Here is a 21,387-nt window from a genome sequence, read left to right on the forward strand (position 1 = left end):
GGGAATCAAGAGTTCGGGGCGAGCGGGAGTTCAAGAATGAATGTGGCGCCTTGTTCGGTCCCCTCGCTGTGGACGGTGAGCGAACCTCCGAGTTCCCGAGCAGCGATGGCACCGCTGTGGAGACCGAATCCGTGTCCTTGAGGCTTCGTGGTGTAGCCGTGTTCGAAGATGCGGGTGAGGTTCTCGCGCGCGATGCCGATGCCGTTGTCGATGATCTCGATCCGCGCGCCTTTCTCGGTGCCGGTGAGGCGCACGGTCATCGACTTGTCTTTTCTCAGCGACTCGTCACAGGCCTGTTTGGCATTGCGGATCAGGTTGACGAGGATCTGGACCGCCTTGTGTTTTTCGACGGTGATGGGAGGAACCTTGGAATACTCGCGGATGACCTCCACCCGGTGACGGGCGAGGGCGTCTCCGTTCATGCGGAGGCTGTCGTCCAGGAGATCCGCCACGTTGACGATTTCCGTGACGCCGGAGCCCTTCGAGTAACTCTGCTGCATGGCGACGACCTCCTTGATGTGGTCGATGTTTTTCTCCAGCAACTGCAACTCGGCGATGACGCTCGATTGTTCCTCCTCGAGTCTCGCCGCGAGCTTGCGGAGGAATCCGGGCAGTTGGGGGCCGCGCGGATCGTTGGCGAAAAAGCCCGCGAGATCGGTCGAATGCTCGTCGAGCAGTTCCGCGGTCTTCATCACGCTGCCGACACGGGAATTCCGGACCTTGGTGGATACCATCGCACACGAGATATTCACGCTGTTGAGGACGTTGCCGATGTTGTGCAGCACGCTGGTGGCGACCTCGGCCATTCCCGCCCTGCGCGAGGCTTCGATCAGCTCGCCTTGAACCGCATCAAGCGACGCTTCCGCCCTCCTGCGTTCCGTGATGTCCTGGATCTGGGAGATGAAGTGCAGGGGTTTCCCATCCGCGTCGCGGACCAGGGAAACGCTCAACAGCACCCATACCAGACGGCCCTCCTTGTCCAGATACCGCTTCTGCATCTGATAAGAGGGTGCCTTTCCGTCGATGACCGACTGCATGTGGGCCAGGTCGATATCCAGATCGTCCGGGTGGGTGATGTCCTGGAAAGTCTGGGTGAACAGCTCTTCCGGTGTGTAGCCGAGCAGTTCGCAGAGAGCCCGGTTCACCTTGAGCCAATGGCCTTCCGGTGAAACCAGGGCCATGCCGATCGAAGCATGCTCGAAGGCGCTGGCGAAGCGGTCCTCGCTGCCACGCAGTTCCTGGTGGGTGGCGACCAGCTCGGCGGTGCGTTCCGTGACCAATTGCTCGATCCTCGCGTTGTTCGTTTCCAGAACGGCGCGCCGGGAGGCGACCTCATACATGTCGCGAAGGCTCTGGCGCGTGGAGACCAGCAGGAACGCATCCTCGAAAGCGACCCAGCCCACGTGTTCCAGCCAGCGCCAATGACTGGCGGTGGCGATGCCGAAAACGGACTGCGGCCAGAACAACCCCCGCGCGAAGTGGTCGATGCCGATCACGACGGTGGCGGAAACCAGCACCCGCCAGTCCCGGTAGATGGCGAGGAACGCCAGTGATCCGAAGACATGGAAGTGGGTTTCCACGCGTCCGCCCGTGAGGTGGATGAGCAGCGCGGAATACAGCATCTGCGCGACGGCGATGGTATGGCGGGTCAGGACATCACCCGGCTTCTTCCAAGCCAGGAAGACGGGAAATCCGGTGATGGCTCCGCCGAGGAAAATGGCAACCCACACGTGCAGGTGGGTCTGGCTGTCGGTTCCGATCCACGTCCGTGGAGAAACCACCAGCGCCGCGACGATGCCGGCGAGCCATTGGATGATCATCAGGTTCGCGAACAAACGGTCCGTGTGGCGGTGTACGTTGGATTGCGCCTCTTGGAACAGTTCAACCGTTCTCGATTTGGTTGCGACGTCTGGACCTGTCATGGTTTGCATACGGTTTGTTCCGGTTGGCAGTCGTCCCCGGAGAGCGGGCAGCCGTAAGCCGGCGTGTGAAATTCCTGTGGCTGTTTCTGATCCAGGAGCGCCATGATGGCGTCGCGTCCTGCGTTGTCGCCGGCGTGCCCCCGGGAGAGGGTGATGCCGCCTTGGAAGAGAAGGTGTCCATCCGGTGCGTAAACCAAGGTGAGGCCGGAGGTCCCCGCGTGGAACCGCTTCGCTTCGGACAGGTCATCGTCCCGGTGAACCGTGACTCCGGGGATGGCGGAGGCTTTCCGCCAGAGGGCTGTTTCCTCCCAGCCCTTGGACACTCCTTCGGGCTTGATGAACCATACCTGGGCGTTGAGCCTGCCGGGGCGGTCATTCATCAGGATCTCCAGCTCACCGATCGTCGCCGCCGTACAGGGGCAGTGCGGGTGGGCGAAGAGAATCAGATTCGGTTTTGTGACATCCAGAGCGATGCGGCTGGAAACCGGCCAACTTGTGGGGATCCCCGTGGCGGGCCCGGGTGTCATGGAATATTTCATGAGCGCACCCATGCCGCCGACCACCACCAGCAGCCAGATGACCGCCGCGAGTATCCCGGAATGGAAGGACTGCTTTTTCATGACAGTGTCGTGTTGGGACTTCTATGACTCAATGCGATTCAAATCACAATGACTACATTGCGGACCGCAGCGGCGGTTCCATAGAAACCCTTGGAAATCATTGTCGATCCCCATATTATCGTCCCCTGCGAAATTTCTGTCTATTATCAAGCGCACTGCAAAATTTAGTGGAACATCAAGCCTCGAACTTGGCGATAAACTTATTGCGTTCTGCAATCTTTGCAGGGGTGGGGCCAGATACGATGCGAGTCACCGCGTCTGGGTCGGTTCGAAATCCACTCAAAGGGAGTCCGAAACCACAGGAACCGGAAGGGTGGCGATCCTCGAGCGTTGGGGGTTGTCCGAATCCTTGATCGAGAACGCCAGGGATTTCCCATCGGGTGACCAGACCGGATGGTTGGCGTCCCATTGATAGGACGTGATGCGGCGATTCTCCCGGCCATCCGGATCGATCAGGAATAGGGCGTGAAGCCGCCCGCCGGGACTTCCCGCAGTGGATTCATAGGCGATCCGGCGCCCGTCGGGCGACCAGGTCGCCGCACGGCCCTGGTGCGGGGTGAGAGGCTTGGCTGGAGAATCCCCGGCGATGATCCAAATGAGATTTTTCTTTTGGTCGTAAACCTGCCCGTCGTTCTTCTGGCCTGCGAAGATCACCAACTTCCCATCCGGAGATACATTGGGCATGCCGCAATGGATTTCCTCGGGGTTTGTGAGGGCCGTCGCCTTGCCGGAGCCGATGTCCACCCGATACAGGACACCACCGCTCTCCTTCTGATAGGCGACGATGAGAAGATGTTCCTCATCCGGGTACCAGGACGGGTAGGAAGCTGTCCCGTCCACCCCCTTGAGATCGAGCCGTTTTGGATTGCGTCCTTCCGCGTCCGTGATCCAGAGGGTGTTCGCTCCGGCGAACGCGAGACGTCCGCCTGCCGAGCGGCTTACCCGGGTGGCGACCGCGGATGGTTTGGGATCGAACAGCGGCCGGGTGTTTCCGCCGTCTGCGGGAACGGTCATGAGCTGCCATGCCGTTTCCTTGGAACGTCTGCTGAAGATGATGTCTTTCCCATCCCGGGAGAACGCAGGCCAATAGTCGGTTGAGCCGCCCGGCGTGGTGACCGGTTTCGGAGCGGGGAAATCATTCGGGGGCACCGGCCCGGCGGCGGCCAGCGCGGTCACGAAAAAAAGAACGGCAGGGACCTTCATGCGGATGAAATGAGTGGGGATCGTGCGGTTTTTCAGGGTTCCGGACGATCCTCGGACTGTCCCTCCTTGTCCCTGTTGAAGAAAAGGAGATCAATGGTTGGATCCGCCGCCGAGCCTGCGCGACCGCGGACGAACTGGGGTTTCGCTTCGGGGTAGGCGTGGAGTTTCTGACGAAGCCTGGCGACGAGCTTGGGCTGGCTGGCGGCGAGATTCTTCTTCTCCTCAGGATCGGTGGAATAGTTGTAGAGTTCCACCTTCGCGGTATGCGCGGCGGCTCCGGGCCTTTTCCATTCCACCAGACGGTGGGTGCTGGTCCGCAGCGACCGGCCAAGCAGCTTTTGACGGGGGATGACCTGCAGGACGTGATCGTTCACGCTGGCGGTTGGCGTTCTGAGGATGGGAACAAGGCTTTTTCCTTCAAGCTTCGGGGTGGAATTCGGCCGCCGCAGATTGGCAAGTTCCAGAAGGGTGGGGTAGATGTCGATGGATTCGACGAGTGATTTTGTCTTGGAACCCCGCGTTGTCACGCCGGGGGCCGAAATGATCAGGGGGATGCGTGTGGCTTCTTCGAAATTGGTCATTTTCGCCCACAGCCCGTGATCGCCGAGGTGCCATCCGTGATCCCCCCACAGGACGATGATGGTATTTTCCGCAAGTCCGAGGCGGTCGAGGGCGTCGATGACCTTGCCGACCTGCGCATCGGTGTAACTCACCGCGGCGTAGTAACCGTGCATGAGTTTCCGTTGCGTCGCTTCATCCACGACGCCGTTGGAGGGAATGCCCCTGTAGATGCCGAGCTCGCTGTTCGGGCGCATGGATGCGGATGGCGCCCCTTCCGGAGCGGTGCGGAAATGAGCAAGCTTGAACTTCGCCGGATCGTGGAGATCCCAATATTTTTTCGGAGCGACGAATGGCAGGTGAGGGCGGTGGAATCCGGCCGCAATGAAAAACGGAGTGTCAGGCCGTGCCTTCGCGGCTTTCAGACGATTGATGACCTGTGTGGCGATTTTTCCATCGACATAGGTCTCATCCGCGACCTCCGCCGACTCGTAGAAAGCGCCACGTTGGTTTCTTTTTTCACGCGTGGTCATGTCGGCGGCCGCTTCACTTTCCTTCAACGCGTAAACCGGTGCCGAGGGATCGAGGAATGGGACACTCCAGGATTTCCTGTCGTCCGGAAGCCCCCGGCCGACGTGGAACAGCTTGCCGACCGCTTCCGAGCGATAGCCGTTTCTCATGAACTGCTGCGGCAGTGTCACCGCGTTCGGCAGGGCGTCCCGCAAGTGAGCTTCGAAATTATAAAGGCCGAGCGTCGTCGGGCGGAGGCCGGTGAACAGCGCGTTCCGCGATGGCGCGCAAAGCGCCTGGCTGGTGTAGGCGCTCTCGAACAACAGTCCGCGGGCCGCGAGCCTGTCGATGTTCGGCGTTTTTGCCAGTCTGTCACCATACGCGCCGATGCTCGGCTTGAGATCATCCACTGCGATGAAAAGCACGTTCTTGGGGGCGGCATGGCTGAAAGTGATCAGCCCGGAAAGAAGCAGGAGAATACGGGATACGGGGGGGATGGGAATTGTCATTCGGGATTCTGGAGGTGGATGCGTGCTTGTTCGATCTTACCCTGAAAAGGGTTTGGAGAGGGGTAGGGGCCTACCGGAGACCGCGCGTCGCTGCCGATGCTGAGCGGGTCGCCCGGGTGTTGGGCGATGACGGCCGGAGCTTGGCCGGTGGCGGCGGTTTCGCCTTGAATCTTCAGCGTGAGTTTTCCGGAATTTTCCAAGGTTGCCTCGATGTCCGTCGCTTCGTGAAGGGGTGGAGCCGGCGCGCTGGCCGTGGTGAGTTTCGCGTCCGTGCGGAGGGCGAAGACCAGCTTTCCGTCCTGCAGATAAAGCGCGTATCCATGCCGGGCGCCTCCTTGGGCGGCGATGACTCCCTCGTTTTTCTCCGCAGTGATGCGGGCGTTGAAGGTGAACCCGCGGCCTGAGATTTTCGGAGCGTTTGCGGCATCCAGCACGTCTCCGGATTTCCACGGACCGCTTGCTGTCGCGTTCGAGCGGGAGGGAGATCTGTCCTTGGACGCGGGGTCGTTGGCGAGGTCCGGGCCGGGCGTGCTGCGGCCGGTGGAAATGAAACGATCCAGCAATGACTTCAATTCAAGGGCTTTGTCGCGGTTTCCAGAATAGAGGTTCCTGGTCTGGCGGGGATCGTCCTTCAGGTTGAAGAGTTCGGCCTGCTCGTCGTGTGGTTGGATCTTCCATTCCTCCTTCCGCCAGGAGGGTTCGCGATTGCCGTCGCCGGAGGGTGCGTTGATGAAAACCCAGTCTCCCTGCCTGATGGCGAGGTTGCCGTTCTGCCCGTGGTGGATGGTCGCCGGGCGCACCTGTCCGGAAGGTTCACCGATAAGGGCCGGGAGAATGTTGAAACTGTCGGGAGCGGCCTCCGGATCCAGCGGTTTCCCGAGGATGGCGGCGGCTGTGGCGAAGAAGTCCACATGGCTGATCGTCGTTTCCGACGTGAGGGCGGGTTTGATCCTGCGTGGCCAGCGGGCGATAAACGGCACGCGGTGTCCTCCTTCCCACAGGTCCCGCTTCGCCCCCCGGAGGCCGCCCGAACTCGAATGACCGTATTGCTTCACCCGGTCATAGACACCCGGCTTCACCTCGCCCGTGACCTCGGGGCCGTTGTCGCTGGTGAAAATGACGAGCGTGTTCTCCGCCTGTCCCGAGCGGTCGATGGCATCGAGGATCCGCCCCACGGCGTCATCTGTCTGCAGCACGAAGTCTCCATAATCGCCCGCGCCGCTCTTTCCCCGGAACTCCGGCGTGGGGACGACGGGGTAGTGGGGCGACGTGAGCGGAACATAGAGGAAATACGGTCCGGACTTTTTCCCGGCTTCCTCGATATAGGTGACACCGCGCCTTGTGATTTCCGGCAGGACGTTGGTCCAATCCCAGCCCGGGAGTGCGGGACCGGGACGGTTGTAGGCAGGGCCGCTTGCTTCCGCCGGGATGCCCACGGTGCGATCATTTTCGATATACACATAGGGCGGATAGTTGGGAACATCGACACCGAAATAGTAATCAAATCCCCGGTCGGTGGGACCGCCGGTAACGGGCTTGGTGAAATCCACGTTGCTGAGGCGGTCCGCTCCGCTGGCGGGCGGCTGTCCGTCGCGGGTAGGCCAGGTCCATCCGAGGTGCCATTTTCCGATGGCGGCGGTCCGGTAGCCATTCTGCTTGAGAAAAGCGGACACGGTGAGGCGTTTCGCGTCGATGAGGGGCGCGCCCCAGGGAGGCAGGACGCCGGACTTCAACGGAGACCGCCATGCCAGACGGCCCGTGAGGATTGAATAGCGGGTGGGAGTGCAGACGGAACTCGGAGCATGCGCGTCGGTGAAACGCATGCCTTGCCCGGCGAGGCGGTCAAGGTGAGGCGTCCTGATCTTCGATTCCGGATTGTAGATGGAGACGTCTCCATAACCGAGGTCGTCCGCGAGGATGAAAACGATATTGGGGCTGTTTTCCGTTGCCAAGACCGCCCGCGTCAGGAAAAACGGCAGTATCAGACGGGACGAGAAACCGATGAGCGATGGAACAAACCCTTTCATGATGAACAGCATTGGCCGGATCATCCAGAGGTCTGGTATTCTTCCGAGAAATCATGGCGAACGTTTTCGCCACGCGGGCGGAGCTTATGGGAGCGGCCGGGGTTGTCAATTTTAAAACAATACTTAATTGGGTTGTTTTATAATGTTTTGATTGACGCCACGCATCTGTTATGTTAGATCGGGCCGTCGATGTTTCCTACGCATCCTTGTGCGGCGCATCCGGTGGTTTCGCCATTTCACAAGCGGCGGTTGATTTCAAGCAAGCACAAGGTCTGGGAAACAATGATCGCAAATATCGACGACGAAGGAGAACTGTCGTCCCGTTCTCATCACTCCCTCCGGGCATCCTTCCCCGTTCGGCGAACCAGGGATCGCTTCGATTTCCTCGATGACGAGGACGCCATGTTCCGCCGGCTCGGCAGGAACATCTCACCCTCCAAGATATGGATCCGGAACACGCGGGGAACCTATGTGCTTCGGGATACCCCGGGATTGTCGGTCGGTGCCGGGACGTTGTGCCAGATCGGCGTGCATCTCAGTCCGGGGCCTGTTCAGACCGGAGGCCGTTTTTGCCAGATCGTCAGCGGGCCCAACCGCGGGCTGCGGTTTGAGTTCAAGGCGGAAGACTTTTTCCAAGATGAAGAATTGTGAACCTTCCCGCCGGCAGGGGATATCAAATCAAGCTGCGGTGACCCGGCGCGCTCCTCAGGTTTCCGGCGCGGAATCGTCCTGCCGGAGGGTTTCTATTTCCTCGGCGATACGGGCATGCTTCCTCAAGGTGGCGACGATGAAGTCATTCACCTCCAGGCCATCCGCGGAAGCCGCCGCGTGAAGCCTGACGAATTCATCGTCCGTGAGGTCGATGCTGATGTTGCGGGCCGTGTTTTCGCTCATGATCATAACCCGGTCGTCGCGGATCTCGGATTCGTCCAGAGCGGATTTGTGGAAAGATCGTGGCGCGGTAGCGAGGGGCGGGTGTCCCTCCATCCGCCACAACATCCCGGGGATCCTTCCATGTGTGTCATCCGTCCACACCGCCGGACACGAGATACCTCTTCCGTTCACTTGACCCAAGGGATTTTCACTCCTATAGAATCAGCAGGAAAAAAAGTGTGGGCGGGAAATGCGGAATTCGTCGCGGCTCTTGTCCGACTCACAGCCGATATTTGATTCATGCGCGTTTCACCCTCCTCACTCCTCGCCCTCTCAAGTGCGGTTCTGGCTCTGGTCTCATCCTCATGTGGTGTCGGCGGCCCCGCCCCTGCTCCGCTGGCATCGTTGAAACCGAAGAAACAACTCTACAAGTGGTACGATGACGGTGGCGAGGGAAAGGTGTCCGTGCGCATCAGCCTGACCGACCAGATCGCGGAGTTCAAACGCGGCGACCGTGACATCGGCTGGTGCTACGTCGCCACGGGCAAGGAGGGGCACGGAACCAGCGACGGAAGTTATAAGATCACCGAAAAAATCGAGGACAAGTATTCCAACCGCTATGGTTGGTTTGAGGATGAATATGGCAACGTCACCGATGGCGACGCGAAATATAACGACAAGGTCCCGGCAGGCATGGTTTATGTCCCGGCCCCCATGCCCTATTGGATGCGTTTGACCTCATATGGCATCGGGATGCATGGTGGCCTCATTCCCGAGCCGGGAAAACCCGCTTCGCACGGATGTATCCGTCTGCCGAAGGAATTCGTACCCCTGGTGTACGACGTGGTGAGTGTCGGCACACCGGTTGTGATCACCCACGCTCCCAGCAGACGCAGCGAGAGGGATCTTGAAAGCCATGATCGGCAACAACCGTGGACCATGAACCGGGGAGGGGACGGCAGTGTGGAGTCCGTCACCTACCGGAACGGAATGCCGATCATGTATCGTTGAAATTTTTCGTTTTTAGAAAAAGCAAAACCCGCCCGGAAACCGGACGGGTTTTCTTATTCTGGCTGGCCCGGCTCGCTTATGGCTGGGCGGGTACGTATAGTTCCGAGCCTTTCGCCAGAACGGTTGCTGTCGTGAGATCCAGGCCGTTGAGGGCGTTCAGACGTGCGGTATCGGTTCCGTGTTGGTTCGCGAATTCACCGTAGGTCATCTCGCCGTTGATCGTGATGGCGCGGATCTTGTTTTCCTGTGGGGCGGGTGGTTCCGGTTCCGCGACTGGCTGGCTCGCGGGGGCCGGATCTGGTTTCTCCACCGCAGCAGAAATGGAAGCGGGTTTCGGCGTGGAAGCTGGCTTGGGGGTGGGAGCGGGCTTCGGCGTCGGGGCAGGTTTTGGTGCGGGAGAAGGTTTCGGAGTGGGGGCCGGTTTGGCCAGCGGCTCCGCGATGGAAACCGGGATGTTCTGATGGGCCATCGGGGCCTTCACCGCCGGGAGAGAATCGGTTTCGGCCGCCAGGGGGCGCTTGGAGGCTGCGATCATGGTAGTGCCGGAAGCCGTGCGGCCGAGACGCAGAACCTGACCGGGCTGCAGCGCCGAGGGTTTGATTTTCGGATTCGCGGCGATGAGCGACTGGGTGCTCACGCTATGTTTTTTAGAAATGCTGGAGAATGTGTCTCCCTGTTGCACCGTGTATGAACCTCCCGGTGAGGCTGCTTCCTGGGTGGAGAGAGCTGCCACCGCAGCGGATGATCCGCCGGTTGCAGCGGCTGCCGGAACCTTCAGTTTCTGGCCAGGGTGGATGACAGAGCTGACTTTCAAGCCATTCGCTTTTGCCAGTTTTTGAGGGGACGAGCCGATCTTGCGGCTGATCTTTTCCCAGTTGTCGCCCGATTTGACGGTGTAAGACGAGGCAGTTGAAGCGCTTGAAGCATCGTCGGCCCGCGAGGCAGCGGCTGGAGCGGCCGCGCGTTTGGCCAAGGCGGCCTGCGCTTCGTGTCCATTCGCCCGCAGCTTGGAATTCTCATCCTCCAGCAGGTGGATTTGGCGTTCCTGCTCCGAACACCGCAAACGCAAGGTCTCCAGTTCGGATTTACCGAACGCGACGGGTGACGCGAGAAGCAGGGAAAGGGTGGCAAACAGCAGGTGCGGTTTCATGATGCAGTAGGTTTTTCAAAAATATCCTTTAAGATCAAGTGAAATTTTAACTTTGCTAACTAACTATGACACTTTTCGAGACATTTGCCGCCAAAAAAACGGGCGGTTCCGTAGAACCGCCCGTTGGCGTGGATCGTTGAAGGGTTTGCCCGATACGGTTAGGAGCGACCGGTCAGGGCGGGAGCGGGACCATCAGCCTGACCGGGCCCAGCAGGCCGGAATCGAAGGCCGGCCAGCCGGCGGCATCGAAAAGTTTGTAATCGATGTTCACGAAGTTGATTTCATGGAACTGTTTCCAAGGGACCTTGCGGCGGTCCAGGTCCGCGATGCGGTTGGCGGCAAGGTTCGTCACCTCGATTTCCAACAGGTTTTCTCCCGGGCGCAAAGCCCTGCCGGGGCGGATGTGGTGTGGCGCGCACCAAGAGATGCCGAGGGCTTCGCCATTCAGGAAAACCCGTGCGGTGTTCGCCACTTTTCCAAGATCCAGCAGACAATCGTCCGTAACATCCTGCGGTGCTTGGAACGTGGTGGTGTAGCGGGCGGTGCCCGAAAAATCCGCCGCGCCGGGGAGCTTGGTCCAGGTTCCCGGCGGAAGGTCTCCGGAGGGAGGCGGGAGGGACGGACCGCCTTCGATGAAGTCGATTTTCCAAGGTCCTCCGATGGTGACCTCCCGGGCTCCCGGAGGTGCCGCTGTCCAAGCCTTGCCCTCCACGATCCGGTCGGTGAAAGTGCGGATGACAACCGACTCTCCCGGTTCCAACCGAACCGGCACGCTTCCTTCATTCCCGGGAACGGTCACGGTATGTCCGGGGTTCCATGGGTCAAGAATCGCGGCGCTCTTGAAGGGAACGGAGAGTGGCAGCGGACCGTCGAAGGTCTCATTGCCGCGGTTCACGATGAAATAATGATACCCTTGATCATGTGCCCTGCGGACGAAGCGCAGGCCGGATGCGGTCATTGTCTCGCGGCGCACCAGTGGTGAAAGAGCGGAAACGATGGATCCTCCGGGGGGGATCAGCGTGGCCTGTGTCTTGAGTTTTTCCGCGATCGCTGACAACTCCGCACCGCGTTCCCGTTTGCGGTGAAATCCGGGAACTTCCGCAGGCAATGCCTCCTGAACCACCAGCCTGGCGCCTTGGCGGACGAGGTCCGTGATCCGGGCCAGGGTCTCCGGTGTCATGCGTTTCACGCCCGGAAGAACCAACGCGCCATAGGCATGACCGCCCAGGACAATTTTCCCATCAAGGACGGTGGCGTCCGAAAGCATGTCACCGCTGGCAAAGCTGTGGGTGATCCCATTGTTCCAGAGCTCCATCGCGGTCTGGTAGAAACGTGTCGGGGCAAGCCAGGTGTCCTGATTGTGCAGGGTGAAAAGCGGAAGCTTTTCCTGGTTGCCATGCCAGATGTCGTGGATGGGATAGTAGATCAGGACATCCTGCGAAGGCCGGCCTTCCTGAAGGATGGATTGGCATCGCTGGATGTAGGCGGTGAAAGCCGGCAGATCGCGCCAGAGACCGCCGTTCGGGCCCATGTGTGTGGAGGCATAGAAGAGCCAGCCCGGCCACCGGGCGTCTTCGGGAGAGTAGGGGATGCCGTGGAAAAACAAGTGGTTCACTCCACTGAGAAAAACGAAATCCGCGGCCTCCTTGAGTTCTTCCGGAGTGACCTGGAAATGCTCGTCCAGCCAGGTGAACGCCTCCGCACTGACGAGGTTGTTTCCTTTGGCGTGGGCGGCGGAGGCGGCCATCCGCATCATCGGAATCTGGCCTTCCTCGACGTGCTTGAAAATTTCCGTTTCGGGAATTTCGGATACCGCATAATGGTCCAGCAGGTTTCCCGGCGAACCGTGGGCCTGGTTCCGGGTGATTCCGCCGTGGGATTTCGCCCAGTCGTGCCAACGCTTCAGGTAGGCGAGATGGAGTTCGCCCAGTGTCTCGCGGTAGTCGGCACGCACGCGGGAAACCGTATCCGGATCGCCCTGCCCGGAGAATGCCGGGAGCTGATCCCGCAGATCGTAGCCACGGGCTTTCACGAACGAGTCGAAAAACGCGGGTGTCCATTCCGCCGCGTAATACTCGAAGGAATCATGAAACTGCGCGCGCGGCATCGGTGCGGCGAAATTTCCGAACGCCTCATCGAAGCGCCCGAGGTAACGCTCCATCGCCGTGGCGGAAAAGGGGTCCAGCACATTTCCCTCGCCGCCGGGAGCCGCACGCTTCACCTGCTGGACGGGCGAATGGGCGACAAGGCCGAGAACGGTCCATTTTCCGGCGGGTGGCTGCCAGCCGGATTTTCCTTCATGGGTTGATTCCATCAGATCAACGGCCTCGCCGGATTCCGGATAGGCGTGGAGGCAAACGACTTTCCCCTGCGGCAGGTCGATTTTGAATGGCGTGCCACCGGTGGCTTCCTGCCGGATCCATTTGAGGCCGACCGACGCCATGTCCGGTGTCACCTGCGGGCCGCCGAATGGCCAGCCAGTGCCGGTCGTCATGTCGACACCGAGGCCGAGGCGTTTCGCTTCGGTCGTCGTATGGCCCAGCGCCTCCATCCAAGCGGGTGACAGGAATTTGAGGAACCGGTCCTCCGCGCCTTTCGCTCCGTAGATGGGGCAGATTTCCACACCGCCGAGCCCGGTCCGCGCGAAGTCTTCGAGCTGCCGCGTCAGGTTCTTCTTGTCCACCGCGCTGCCGAGCCACCACCAGCGGGTCCATGGCTTGTTCGTGGAGGTGACGGGTGGCCAGGCGAGCGGATCGGCGGGGAAGTCCGCCGCAACGATGGAGCCAGGACATCCCAGCATCAGGGCTGCGGCAAGAGACAGGCGGAGCGATGGGAATGCCATGAAGCGAACGTTATGCCGCCCGTGCGCCGTATTTCCAGCAACCCGGTTGGGTTAATCGATTCGCATGGCGGCGAACCGACGCTCCGGCACAGAATCCTCCGTTTGAAAAAAACATGACGCGAAACGCTTTCAAAATGAAACTCAAGCCGGGATACCAAGCGGAATACCGGAAACGCCACGATGAGATCTGGCCGGAGCTTTCCGACGCCCTGGGCGCTGCGGGGGTTTCAGACTATTCCATTTTCCTGGATGAGGAAACCCTCACGCTCTTCGCCGTGCAAAAACTGGCGGATGGGCATCGCGCGGATTTCCTGCCGGGTCACCCGGTGGTGCGCCGGTGGTGGGACCACATGGCGGACATCATGGAGGTGAATCCTGACAACTCTCCGGTCTGTGTCCCCCTGACGGAGGTTTTCCACGCGGAATAGCACGCACATGAAACGAATCCTGATCCTCTTGGCCGCCTCGTTCGCCTGCCTCCGCGCGGCGGAGAAGATGAACGTGCTGCTCATCATCTCGGATGACATGCGCACCCAACTCGGCTGCTACGCGAGCACGCTGGCCAAGACACCGAATCTCGACCGCCTCGCCGCCAGCGGTGTGAAGTTCGACCGGGCGTACTGCCAGTTCCCGCTGTGCGGTCCCTCCCGGGCCTCGATGCTGACCGGTCGTTATCCGGCGACCATCGGCGTCATCGGAAACCGGACGTGGTTCGGCGACGCGCATCCCGAGGTGGTCAGCCTGCCGAAGCATTTCAAGAACCACGGCTACACGTCCATCCGGGTGGGGAAGATTTTCCACGGCGGCATCGACGATACAGAAGCGTGGAGCATCGACGGCCAGATCCGAACGCTCGCCGGAGTGCCGAAGGATGCTCCGAAGCCAACCAAGGAAGCCGACCCGGACGATGTGGTGAAAGAGGTTCCGCCCGAGGTCCGGGACGGTAAATCCGACAGCCGCATCGTCCTGGAGGGCAAGGGTGAAAAACACGGCGACTACAAGGCGGCGGACCGGGCGATCAAATACCTTCGGGAAAACAAGGATCGTCCCTTTTTCCTGGGCTGCGGATTTGTCAAACCCCACAGCCCGCCGGAAGCTCCGCAATCGTTTTATGATCTGTGGGAGGTGAAGGACATCCCGTTGCCCGTGGACTTCGCGACGCGTCCGACCGTGCCCGACGGATTTCCCGCGGGTTCCATCCGTCCGAAAAACGCGGATTTGTTCATCGGGCGGGACGCGTCACCGGAAGAGGCCCGTGAAATGATCCGCGCCTACATGGCCTCCGCCGCATTCATGGACTGGAATGTGGGACGGGTTCTGGCGGAACTCGACGCGCTCGGGCTGCGCCAGAAAACCATCGTCGTGTTCTGGGGGGATCACGGCTACCAGCTCGGGGAAAAAGGCAAGTGGTCCAAGGCCGGATCACTATGGGAACAAGGCGCGCGCACGCCGTTTTTCATCTGCGATCCCCGCGAACAAACCGCCGGGAGGACCTGCACGCGTGTTGTGGAGATGATCGATCTGTATCCCACCTTGGCCGAGCTCTGTGGTCTGGCACCGCCCATGGGCGTGGAAGGCCGCAGTCTTGCTCCTCTGCTTGGAAACCCGGACCGGGAATGGAACCATCCCGCCTACACCGTGTGGAGTGAGGATGGCAAAACCTTCAGCGGCGTCCTCGTCCGGACCGAGCAGTGGCGCTACGGCGAGTTCTTCGGCCGTGGGGCGGGGAGGATGTTGGTCAACCCCGCCAAGGATCCGAACGAACTCACCAATCTCGCCGATCTCCCGCAGAACGCCGCCACCGTGGAGCATTTCGCGAAAATGGTGAGGGAATACGCGAAGGACAAGCTTCCTGCGGAGGGCGGGAAATGAGCGGGATCACGCGCTCTGCGGGCGAAATCAGCCGCGGATGGAGGCCCACGGCTCCTCGCCGCTCACATCGACCATGAACGGACCCACCTGCGAGCCAGGCGTCAGGATTGCCAGGATCACCGCATCCTTGTCGGAAAGATTGAACGTCGCATGAACCACGCCCGGGAGCATGTGCGCGGCTTCCCCGGCCTTGAGGAGCTGTTTTTGTTCACCCACCCACTGTTCCACCTCGCCTTCCAGGACATAGATGACCTCCTCCAGCTCCGGATGCGTGTGGAAATTGTGCCCCTCGCCCGCGGGCAGGACCGCGCGGCAGACTTGCAGTCCCTCCGCATTGGTGATTTCCGGGCGGCACATCCAGTAGTTCGTGCGGCCCTTGAAGTCTTCCTTCATGGCTTCGGCTTCGGTGATGAATGGAGTTTTCATAAGATGATTCAGAGAGGGGGATTCCCGGCGACCAGCTCCGTGAGCAACGGACCGGCCTGGGAAATGAGGGTTTCGAATGGCAAACCGCCGTCCGCCAATGCGTGGAGGGAGTGGAAAACGCCGCTGCCGCGCGCGGCATCATCCGCGATGCCACAATAGCCGATGACCGGGACGCCATGGCTTCCGGCCAGCCGGGCGAGCGCCACCGGGCCTTTTCCAGAAAGACTCTGGTGGTCGATGGAACCTTCACCGGTGATCACCACATCCGCCTGGCGGATTCTTTCCTCCAGGTGGAGCAGTCCGGCCAGCAGGTCGAACCCCGAGATCAATTCCGCCCCGGCGAAATGCAGCAGACCGAAGCCCAGCCCGCCCGCCGCGCCAGCCCCCGGCGTGAGTGCGGCTTCTTCGCCATCGCTGATCGTCACGAGGTGTGCGAGGGCGGTTTCCAGTTGTGGCCGGGTTTCCGAGGTGGAGCCTTTTTGTGCGGAGAAAATAGCGGTCGCTCCTTGTGGTCCGAGCAGGGGATTCTCGACGTCGCAAGCGGCGATGACTTCCGGAAGCCTGATGCGGCGCGTCATATCCACCTCACAGACATCGTCCAGATTCGATGGCGTGGGGCGGACCTTGCCACCGGATGCTGTCAGGAAATCCACGCCGAGGGCGGCAGCCATTCCGCTGCCACCGTCATTTGTCGCGCTGCCGCCGATGCCGAGAATGATGCGGGTCACGGCGTGTTCGGAAACCGCGTGCGCCATCTGCATGCCCACGCCGAAGGTGGTCGCGGCGAGCGGGTCTCTCTCTCCGGGGCCGAGCCGCCACAAGCCGGCGGTTTCCGCCATTTCCATGACTGCGATCGGCCCGTCGTCCGTGACAGCCAACACATAGCGGCTGGTGATCTCCCGCCCCAGCGCGTCCACCGCGGGACAGGAAATCCATCTTCCGTGCAGGGCCGCGGCCAGTGTGTCCATGAATCCCTCGCCGCCATCCGCGATCGGGCAGAGATCGAGCGTGGCATCCGGCTCGCCCTGTGAAATGCCCGCCGCGATGGCCGCCGCTGCATCCGGCGCCGAGAGCGAGCCTTTGAATTTGTCCGGGGCGATCAGGTAGCGGCGTGGCATGCCAAATAGGTTATGGCGCATTTCCGGGGCGGGAAATACCATTCTGCCCGGCATGTCCACATTTCCTTACTTCACCTCCACATTGGCAGCGGTTTGCATGATTGCCCCGTCGCCATGTGCGTTTGCGGGCGGCGCGGCGGATTACCTGAAGAAAAACGACGCATGGTTTGCTTCCGCAGAGTGCGGTCGGATCGCGGCGAACATTCTGTCGTTCCAATCCGCTGCCGGGGGCTGGCCGAAAAACACGGACACCACGGGGAACCCCGATGCGGGAGATCGGGAGAATCTCAAACCCACCTTCGACAACGGTGCCACCACCGATGAGCTTCGTTTCCTTGCGCGGAGTTTCAACAGCACCGGCCGGGAATCGGAGCGCGCCGCCTTCTCCAGAGGGCTTGCGTACATTCTCCACGCTCAATATCCCAATGGCGGTTGGCCGCAGTTTTATCCGCCGGGGAAGGGGTATCATCGTCACATCACCTTCAATGATGGAGCGATGGTCCGATTGCTGGAATTCCTCCGCGAGGTTCACACCGCCGGGATTTACTCCTTCGTTCCCGCTGTGGATCGCCAATCCGCGGGCAGGGCGTTTGAAAATGGCGTCTCCTGCATCCTGAAATGCCAGATCCGGGTGGATGGGAAGCCCACCGTCTGGTGCGCCCAGCATGACGAACTGGACTATAGGCCCCGCCCGGCCAGAACCTTCGAACCGGCCTCCTTCAGCGGTGCCGAATCCGTGGCCATCACCCGGCTGCTCATGTCGCTCGACAAACCTTCTCCTGAAATTGTCGCCGCCGTGGAGGGGGCGGTCTCCTGGATGGATGCCGCGAGGCTCACGGGCATCCGGTTGGTGAAACAGTCCGATCCTCAGGCGCAGAATGCCGCCGATCTGGTGGTCATTGGCGATCCCGCCGCTCCACCGCTCTGGGCGCGTTTTTATGATCTGGAGACACAACAGCCCGTATTTTGCGACCGGGACGGCGCGCCAAAATCCTCGTTGGCGGAAATCGGCCGTGAACGGAGGAACGGTTATTCATGGTACGGAAGCTGGCCGCGGGATCTGCTCGAAAAGGACTACCCCGGATGGAGAAAGCGGCACCACCCCTGAACGGACCACGGGGAGGAAGGGGGATGGGTGGCGGCCTGCTTTTTGGAATGCCGTATTTTTCAAACCTGCGTCGAACTCGCGCGGTTTTGGCGCAGCTTGTGCTATCGGAGTGACGGGGAATCAAATTCTGCAAATCGAGCGGAAACTTGCGTCCCTGGCCCCCATGAATAACGCCCGTTTTTTAGTAAAATGATCCGAAGTATTTTTTCCATCCCTCGGCTCGGGAATCGGACGTCCGGATTATTTTTGGTGGATTGTGATCTGGTTTTCAACGATTTGTGATGATGTTTTCAGGCCTGCTGCAAACCGTTTTGGCAAAGTTTGTTCATTTTTTCTTGAACTTAGGCTTTCGGTCTATCAGCTTCAGCGCAGGTTGACCGCGCCTCCTTGAATATCGGCGGTCCCCCCCTTGTTCCCCCCGAACGAATAACGACATACCCTGTTTTCGTGGTTTTCTCTGACAACTGGTGAGACAACCAAGGGCGGCAGCGTATAGAGATTTTGACAGGAGAAAGCTTCTCTTTGGGATTGAAACGTCAGTTGAATCAGTAACCTTCCCTATTGCCATGGCTATTCCCGGATCTGGTTTGATTATCGGCGGCGCTGCCGTCCTGCTCGTTTCGATAGAAGCGATCGCCTGGTGGTGGATGCATCCGAGGGACTCGGGCGATTCTTATCCTGTCCTCACTTACCAAACGCACCAATCCACAGCGTCCAAGGACAATGCCGCCACCCAGGGTGGAAAGGCTGGCGATGCCCGTAAGGAACCGATATTCACGCCGCTGCCGGAAATTTATCAGACATCCGCCCCGAAATTGCGGTGCTCCGGCGGGGAGGTGCTGCACGCACAGCTCGATGATCGGACCGGCCTCCATATCGCTTACTTCGAATGGGATGGGACGGATACCGGTAGCGTTCTGGAGGCATTCCGCCATACCCCGGAGATCTGCCTCGGATCACTGGGCATGGAGCTGGTCTCCAAGGAGAAGCCCATCACGTGGGAGCTCGATGGCCGGTCGCTGGTCTTCGACCACATCATCTTCCGCGAGCCTTTGAAGGGCAGGGGAGTCGGCTATTCCCAACAAGTGCACACATTCCGCGCCGTATGGGTCGAGGGGATGGATGGCACGGACTATCGCGAGGGCTTGTTGGGCGATCAGATGAAACGTCTCGGCCCCATCCGTCTCAAGAGCGCGCTGTCCCGCTACCGCCCCGCCCACGCCCGTGTCATCCAAGGTGCCGTGAGGGGAGTTCCCAGCGGGGCCGCCGCCTGGGAGCTTTTTGAAAAAGTCACCCTGAGCGATCTCAAGTTCGTCAAACATTCGTCCTGAATGTGACCCTCATGGAGCATGGCCGCCAACCAAATGACAGCGGCCACCAGCCAAACCGGATGTTCCTGGGACATCTAAATTCCATTCATCATGTCATCGACTGCATCTAATAGAAATGCGACCATCCCGCATGGCGCGGATTCCGGTTCCCGGACACGCGAGCTTCCGGTGAGGACCTATTCACCGGAGCCGCTTCTGGGGCACCCGTTGACACTTGTCAAAAACATCGCCAAGGACCTGATGGCGGGAAGGGAGCTCGCCTGGCGCTTGTTCGTCCGGGATCTGAGCGCGCAATACCGGCAGACGTTCTTTGGGTATATCTGGGCCTTCCTGCCGCCGTTGGTGGCGTCCATGACCTTCATCTTCCTGGACTCCCAGGGCATCGTGAAAGTCGATACCGGAGGCGTTCCTTACCCCGCTTTCGCGATGATGGGGACGCTTCTGTGGCAGGTTTTCGTGGATTCCATCACGAGTTCTCCCGCCGCCTTGGGAGGGGCGAAAAGCATGCTGACAAAGATCAATTTCCCACGCGAAGCGATCCTGATGGCGGGTCTCTACATGGTTCTCTTCAATTTCATGATCCGGATGGTTCTGCTTTCGGCCGTCATGATCTATTGGAATGTGACCCCGTCGGCGACCGTGATGTTCTTTCCCGTGGCCATGGCCGCGTTGATGACCGCGGGCTTTGCCATCGGCCTCACGCTCACCCCCATCTCCGGATTTTATGGTGACGTCACACGCGCCATTCCCATGGCGGCATCGTTCGGCATGTTGCTGACCCCGGTGGTCTATCCCGCCCGTACCGAGGGAATCGCCGGCTGGCTGGCCGTCTGGAACCCCATCTCGCCGCTGATCATCAGTGCGAGGCAGAGCCTGACGGGACACGAGCTCACCCATCTGCCCGCGTTTTTCCTGATTTTAATCTGTGCTCTGGTTGTCTCCTTTGTTGGTCTCGTGGGTTTCCGGATCGCGATGCCACACCTCATCGCGCGTATGGGAGGTTAAATTTCCGGGCGTCTCGTTTCCATTTCTCCATTTTCCTCAGACACGACCAATCATGGAAGTTCACCACCCAAACGAAGCCCAAGCGAACGAAGTTCTCATCAGGGTTGAAGGCGTATCCAAAAAGTTTTGCCGGGATCTGAAAAAGTCCCTGTGGTATGGTACGAAAGACGTTCTTTCCGAACTAAATCCCTTCGAGAAAACATCGTCAGGCTCCGCACCCGATCTTCGCCCGGGAGAGTTCTGGGCCAACAAGGATGTAACATTCGAACTGCGCCGGGGAGAATGTCTGGGGCTTATCGGGCGCAACGGTGCCGGAAAGACGACCCTCCTGAAGATTTTAAACGGATTGATAAAGCCGGACTTCGGACACATTGAAATGAGAGGCAGGGTCGGGGCGATGATCGCACTCGGTGCCGGCTTCAATCCGGTCCTGTCAGGTAGGGAAAATATATATGTGAACGGCTCCATTCTCGGTCTGACAAAGGAAGAGATTGATTCGAAAGTTGATGATATCATCGAGTTTTCCGAGATCGGCGATTTTATTGACGCGCCCGTCCAGAGTTATTCGTCGGGCATGCAGGTGCGCCTCGGATTCGCTGTGGCAACGACTCTGGAGCCGGATATATTGATTCTGGACGAGGTTCTTGCGGTTGGTGACGCGTCCTTCCGAAACAAATGTTACAAGAGGGTCAGCTCTCTTCGTAAAAACGCTGCGGTCATTTTCGTGTCTCACACCATGGAACAAGTCGGACGGATCTGTGACCAGGTCCTCATGCTGAAAAAAGGACAGGTTCACTATATCGGAAATGTTGCCGACGGGGTCCGCGCCTACGAAGCGGAGAACGAGGACGAAAACTCAGGTGATGATTCATTCCTCTCATTCTCACCTCCAATCAACGGTTTTGAAATCCGGAATATTACCGAGTCCTTGCGTTCTGGACAAAGTTTGACGTTCGAAATTTTAATCGAAGCGCTGGAACTGGTTCCTCGGTATACGATCCGTGTGATGTTTTACAATGCCTCGGGCGGTTTTGCTGCAGATGGTAATCTGGAGATGTCCGACGAGGAATCTGTGCTGCAGCCCGGTGGAAATCGGGTCAACGTGGAGCTTTCGTCCGTGCCGTTGAAGGCTGGGAAATACCATTTCGCGCTCAATCTGATCGATCCTGCAGGAGAGCTGGTCGTTTGGTCCTACAAGCAACACGTGGTGAGGGTGACGGATTCTCATCCCGCCGCGATTTCTGACTGCCAGATTCCGATCAAGGCTTCGAAATAACTCGCAATTGTCCACGAGTCGGCTCC

The 21,387-nt window shown here is 59.8% G+C and carries 17 protein-coding genes; 7 read left to right on the plus strand and 10 right to left on the minus strand.

Annotated elements, in window-relative coordinates; translation table 11 throughout:
• Positions 1-5: 5 nt before the first annotated feature.
• The 6 genes from JIN84_RS15900 to JIN84_RS15925 form a co-directional block, all read right to left on the minus strand.
• Positions 6-1,922: a two-component system sensor histidine kinase NtrB gene (locus JIN84_RS15900; RefSeq protein WP_200352057.1), complete on the minus strand. Its 1,917-nt coding sequence runs from the start codon at positions 1,920-1,922 to the stop codon at positions 6-8.
• Positions 1,919-2,542 carry a thioredoxin domain-containing protein gene (locus tag JIN84_RS15905; protein ID WP_200352058.1) on the minus strand — a complete coding sequence of 208 codons (624 nt, stop codon included), beginning with the start codon at positions 2,540-2,542 and terminating at the stop codon, positions 1,919-1,921. The genes JIN84_RS15900 and JIN84_RS15905 overlap by 4 nt, the downstream gene beginning before the upstream one ends.
• 279 nt (positions 2,543-2,821) lie before the next feature.
• Complete coding sequence (locus JIN84_RS15910; RefSeq protein WP_200352059.1) at positions 2,822-3,745, minus strand: TolB family protein; 924 nt, start codon at positions 3,743-3,745, stop codon at positions 2,822-2,824.
• Positions 3,746-3,777: 32 nt separating this feature from the next.
• Positions 3,778-5,322: a sulfatase gene (locus tag JIN84_RS15915; RefSeq protein WP_200352060.1), complete on the minus strand. Its 1,545-nt coding sequence runs from the start codon at positions 5,320-5,322 to the stop codon at positions 3,778-3,780.
• Complete coding sequence (locus tag JIN84_RS15920) at positions 5,319-7,349, minus strand: sulfatase family protein (protein ID WP_200352061.1); 2,031 nt, start codon at positions 7,347-7,349, stop codon at positions 5,319-5,321. The genes JIN84_RS15915 and JIN84_RS15920 overlap by 4 nt, the downstream gene beginning before the upstream one ends.
• 705 nt (positions 7,350-8,054) lie before the next feature.
• A complete protein-coding gene (locus JIN84_RS15925) occupies positions 8,055-8,243 on the minus strand; it encodes a hypothetical protein (RefSeq protein WP_200352062.1) in 189 nt (62 codons plus the stop codon).
• A 279-nt stretch (positions 8,244-8,522) separates the two neighbouring features.
• On the opposite strand from JIN84_RS15925, the gene JIN84_RS15930 reads away from it, so the two are divergent.
• Positions 8,523-9,233, plus strand: coding sequence for a L,D-transpeptidase family protein (locus JIN84_RS15930; RefSeq protein WP_200352063.1), 711 nt, complete (start codon positions 8,523-8,525; stop codon positions 9,231-9,233).
• 76 nt (positions 9,234-9,309) lie between these two features.
• Here JIN84_RS15930 and JIN84_RS15935 read toward each other — a convergent pair whose 3' ends face one another.
• Both JIN84_RS15935 and JIN84_RS15940 read right to left on the minus strand, forming a co-directional pair.
• Complete coding sequence (locus JIN84_RS15935) at positions 9,310-10,383, minus strand: LysM peptidoglycan-binding domain-containing protein (RefSeq protein WP_200352064.1); 1,074 nt, start codon at positions 10,381-10,383, stop codon at positions 9,310-9,312.
• Between the two features lie 172 nt (positions 10,384-10,555).
• Complete coding sequence (locus JIN84_RS15940) at positions 10,556-13,225, minus strand: glycosyl hydrolase (protein ID WP_200352065.1); 2,670 nt, start codon at positions 13,223-13,225, stop codon at positions 10,556-10,558.
• A 113-nt stretch (positions 13,226-13,338) separates the two neighbouring features.
• On the opposite strand from JIN84_RS15940, the gene rhaM reads away from it, so the two are divergent.
• A complete protein-coding gene (gene rhaM, locus JIN84_RS15945; RefSeq protein ID WP_200352066.1) occupies positions 13,339-13,653 on the plus strand; it encodes an L-rhamnose mutarotase in 315 nt (104 codons plus the stop codon).
• A 7-nt stretch (positions 13,654-13,660) separates the two neighbouring features.
• Positions 13,661-15,097 carry a sulfatase gene (locus JIN84_RS15950; RefSeq protein ID WP_200352067.1) on the plus strand — a complete coding sequence of 479 codons (1,437 nt, stop codon included), beginning with the start codon at positions 13,661-13,663 and terminating at the stop codon, positions 15,095-15,097.
• A gap of 27 nt (positions 15,098-15,124) precedes the next feature.
• On the opposite strand, the gene JIN84_RS15955 is transcribed toward JIN84_RS15950, so the two are convergent.
• Entirely contained in the window at positions 15,125-15,523 is a 399-nt protein-coding gene (locus JIN84_RS15955) for a cupin domain-containing protein (protein WP_200352068.1), read from the minus strand.
• An 8-nt stretch (positions 15,524-15,531) separates the two neighbouring features.
• Positions 15,532-16,641 (minus strand): glycerate kinase family protein, encoded by a 1,110-nt coding sequence (locus JIN84_RS15960; RefSeq protein WP_200352069.1) that lies wholly within the window; start codon positions 16,639-16,641, stop codon positions 15,532-15,534.
• Between the two features lie 52 nt (positions 16,642-16,693).
• Here JIN84_RS15960 and pelA point away from each other — a divergent pair, with 52 nt between their 5' ends.
• From pelA to JIN84_RS15980, 4 genes are all read left to right on the plus strand, one after another.
• Positions 16,694-17,749 carry a pectate lyase gene (gene pelA / locus JIN84_RS15965; RefSeq protein WP_200352070.1) on the plus strand — a complete coding sequence of 352 codons (1,056 nt, stop codon included), beginning with the start codon at positions 16,694-16,696 and terminating at the stop codon, positions 17,747-17,749.
• Positions 17,750-18,315: 566 nt separating this feature from the next.
• A complete protein-coding gene (locus JIN84_RS15970) occupies positions 18,316-19,080 on the plus strand; it encodes a hypothetical protein (protein ID WP_200352071.1) in 765 nt (254 codons plus the stop codon).
• A gap of 90 nt (positions 19,081-19,170) precedes the next feature.
• On the plus strand, positions 19,171-20,085 hold the full coding sequence (locus tag JIN84_RS15975) for an ABC transporter permease (protein ID WP_200352072.1): 915 nt from the start codon (positions 19,171-19,173) through the stop codon (positions 20,083-20,085).
• A 52-nt stretch (positions 20,086-20,137) separates the two neighbouring features.
• Positions 20,138-21,361, plus strand: coding sequence for an ABC transporter ATP-binding protein (locus tag JIN84_RS15980; RefSeq protein WP_200352073.1), 1,224 nt, complete (start codon positions 20,138-20,140; stop codon positions 21,359-21,361).
• Positions 21,362-21,387: the final 26 nt, after the last annotated feature.

It is taken from the genome of Luteolibacter yonseiensis, from assembly GCF_016595465.1.
GTDB lineage: Bacteria > Verrucomicrobiota > Verrucomicrobiia > Verrucomicrobiales > Akkermansiaceae > Luteolibacter > Luteolibacter yonseiensis.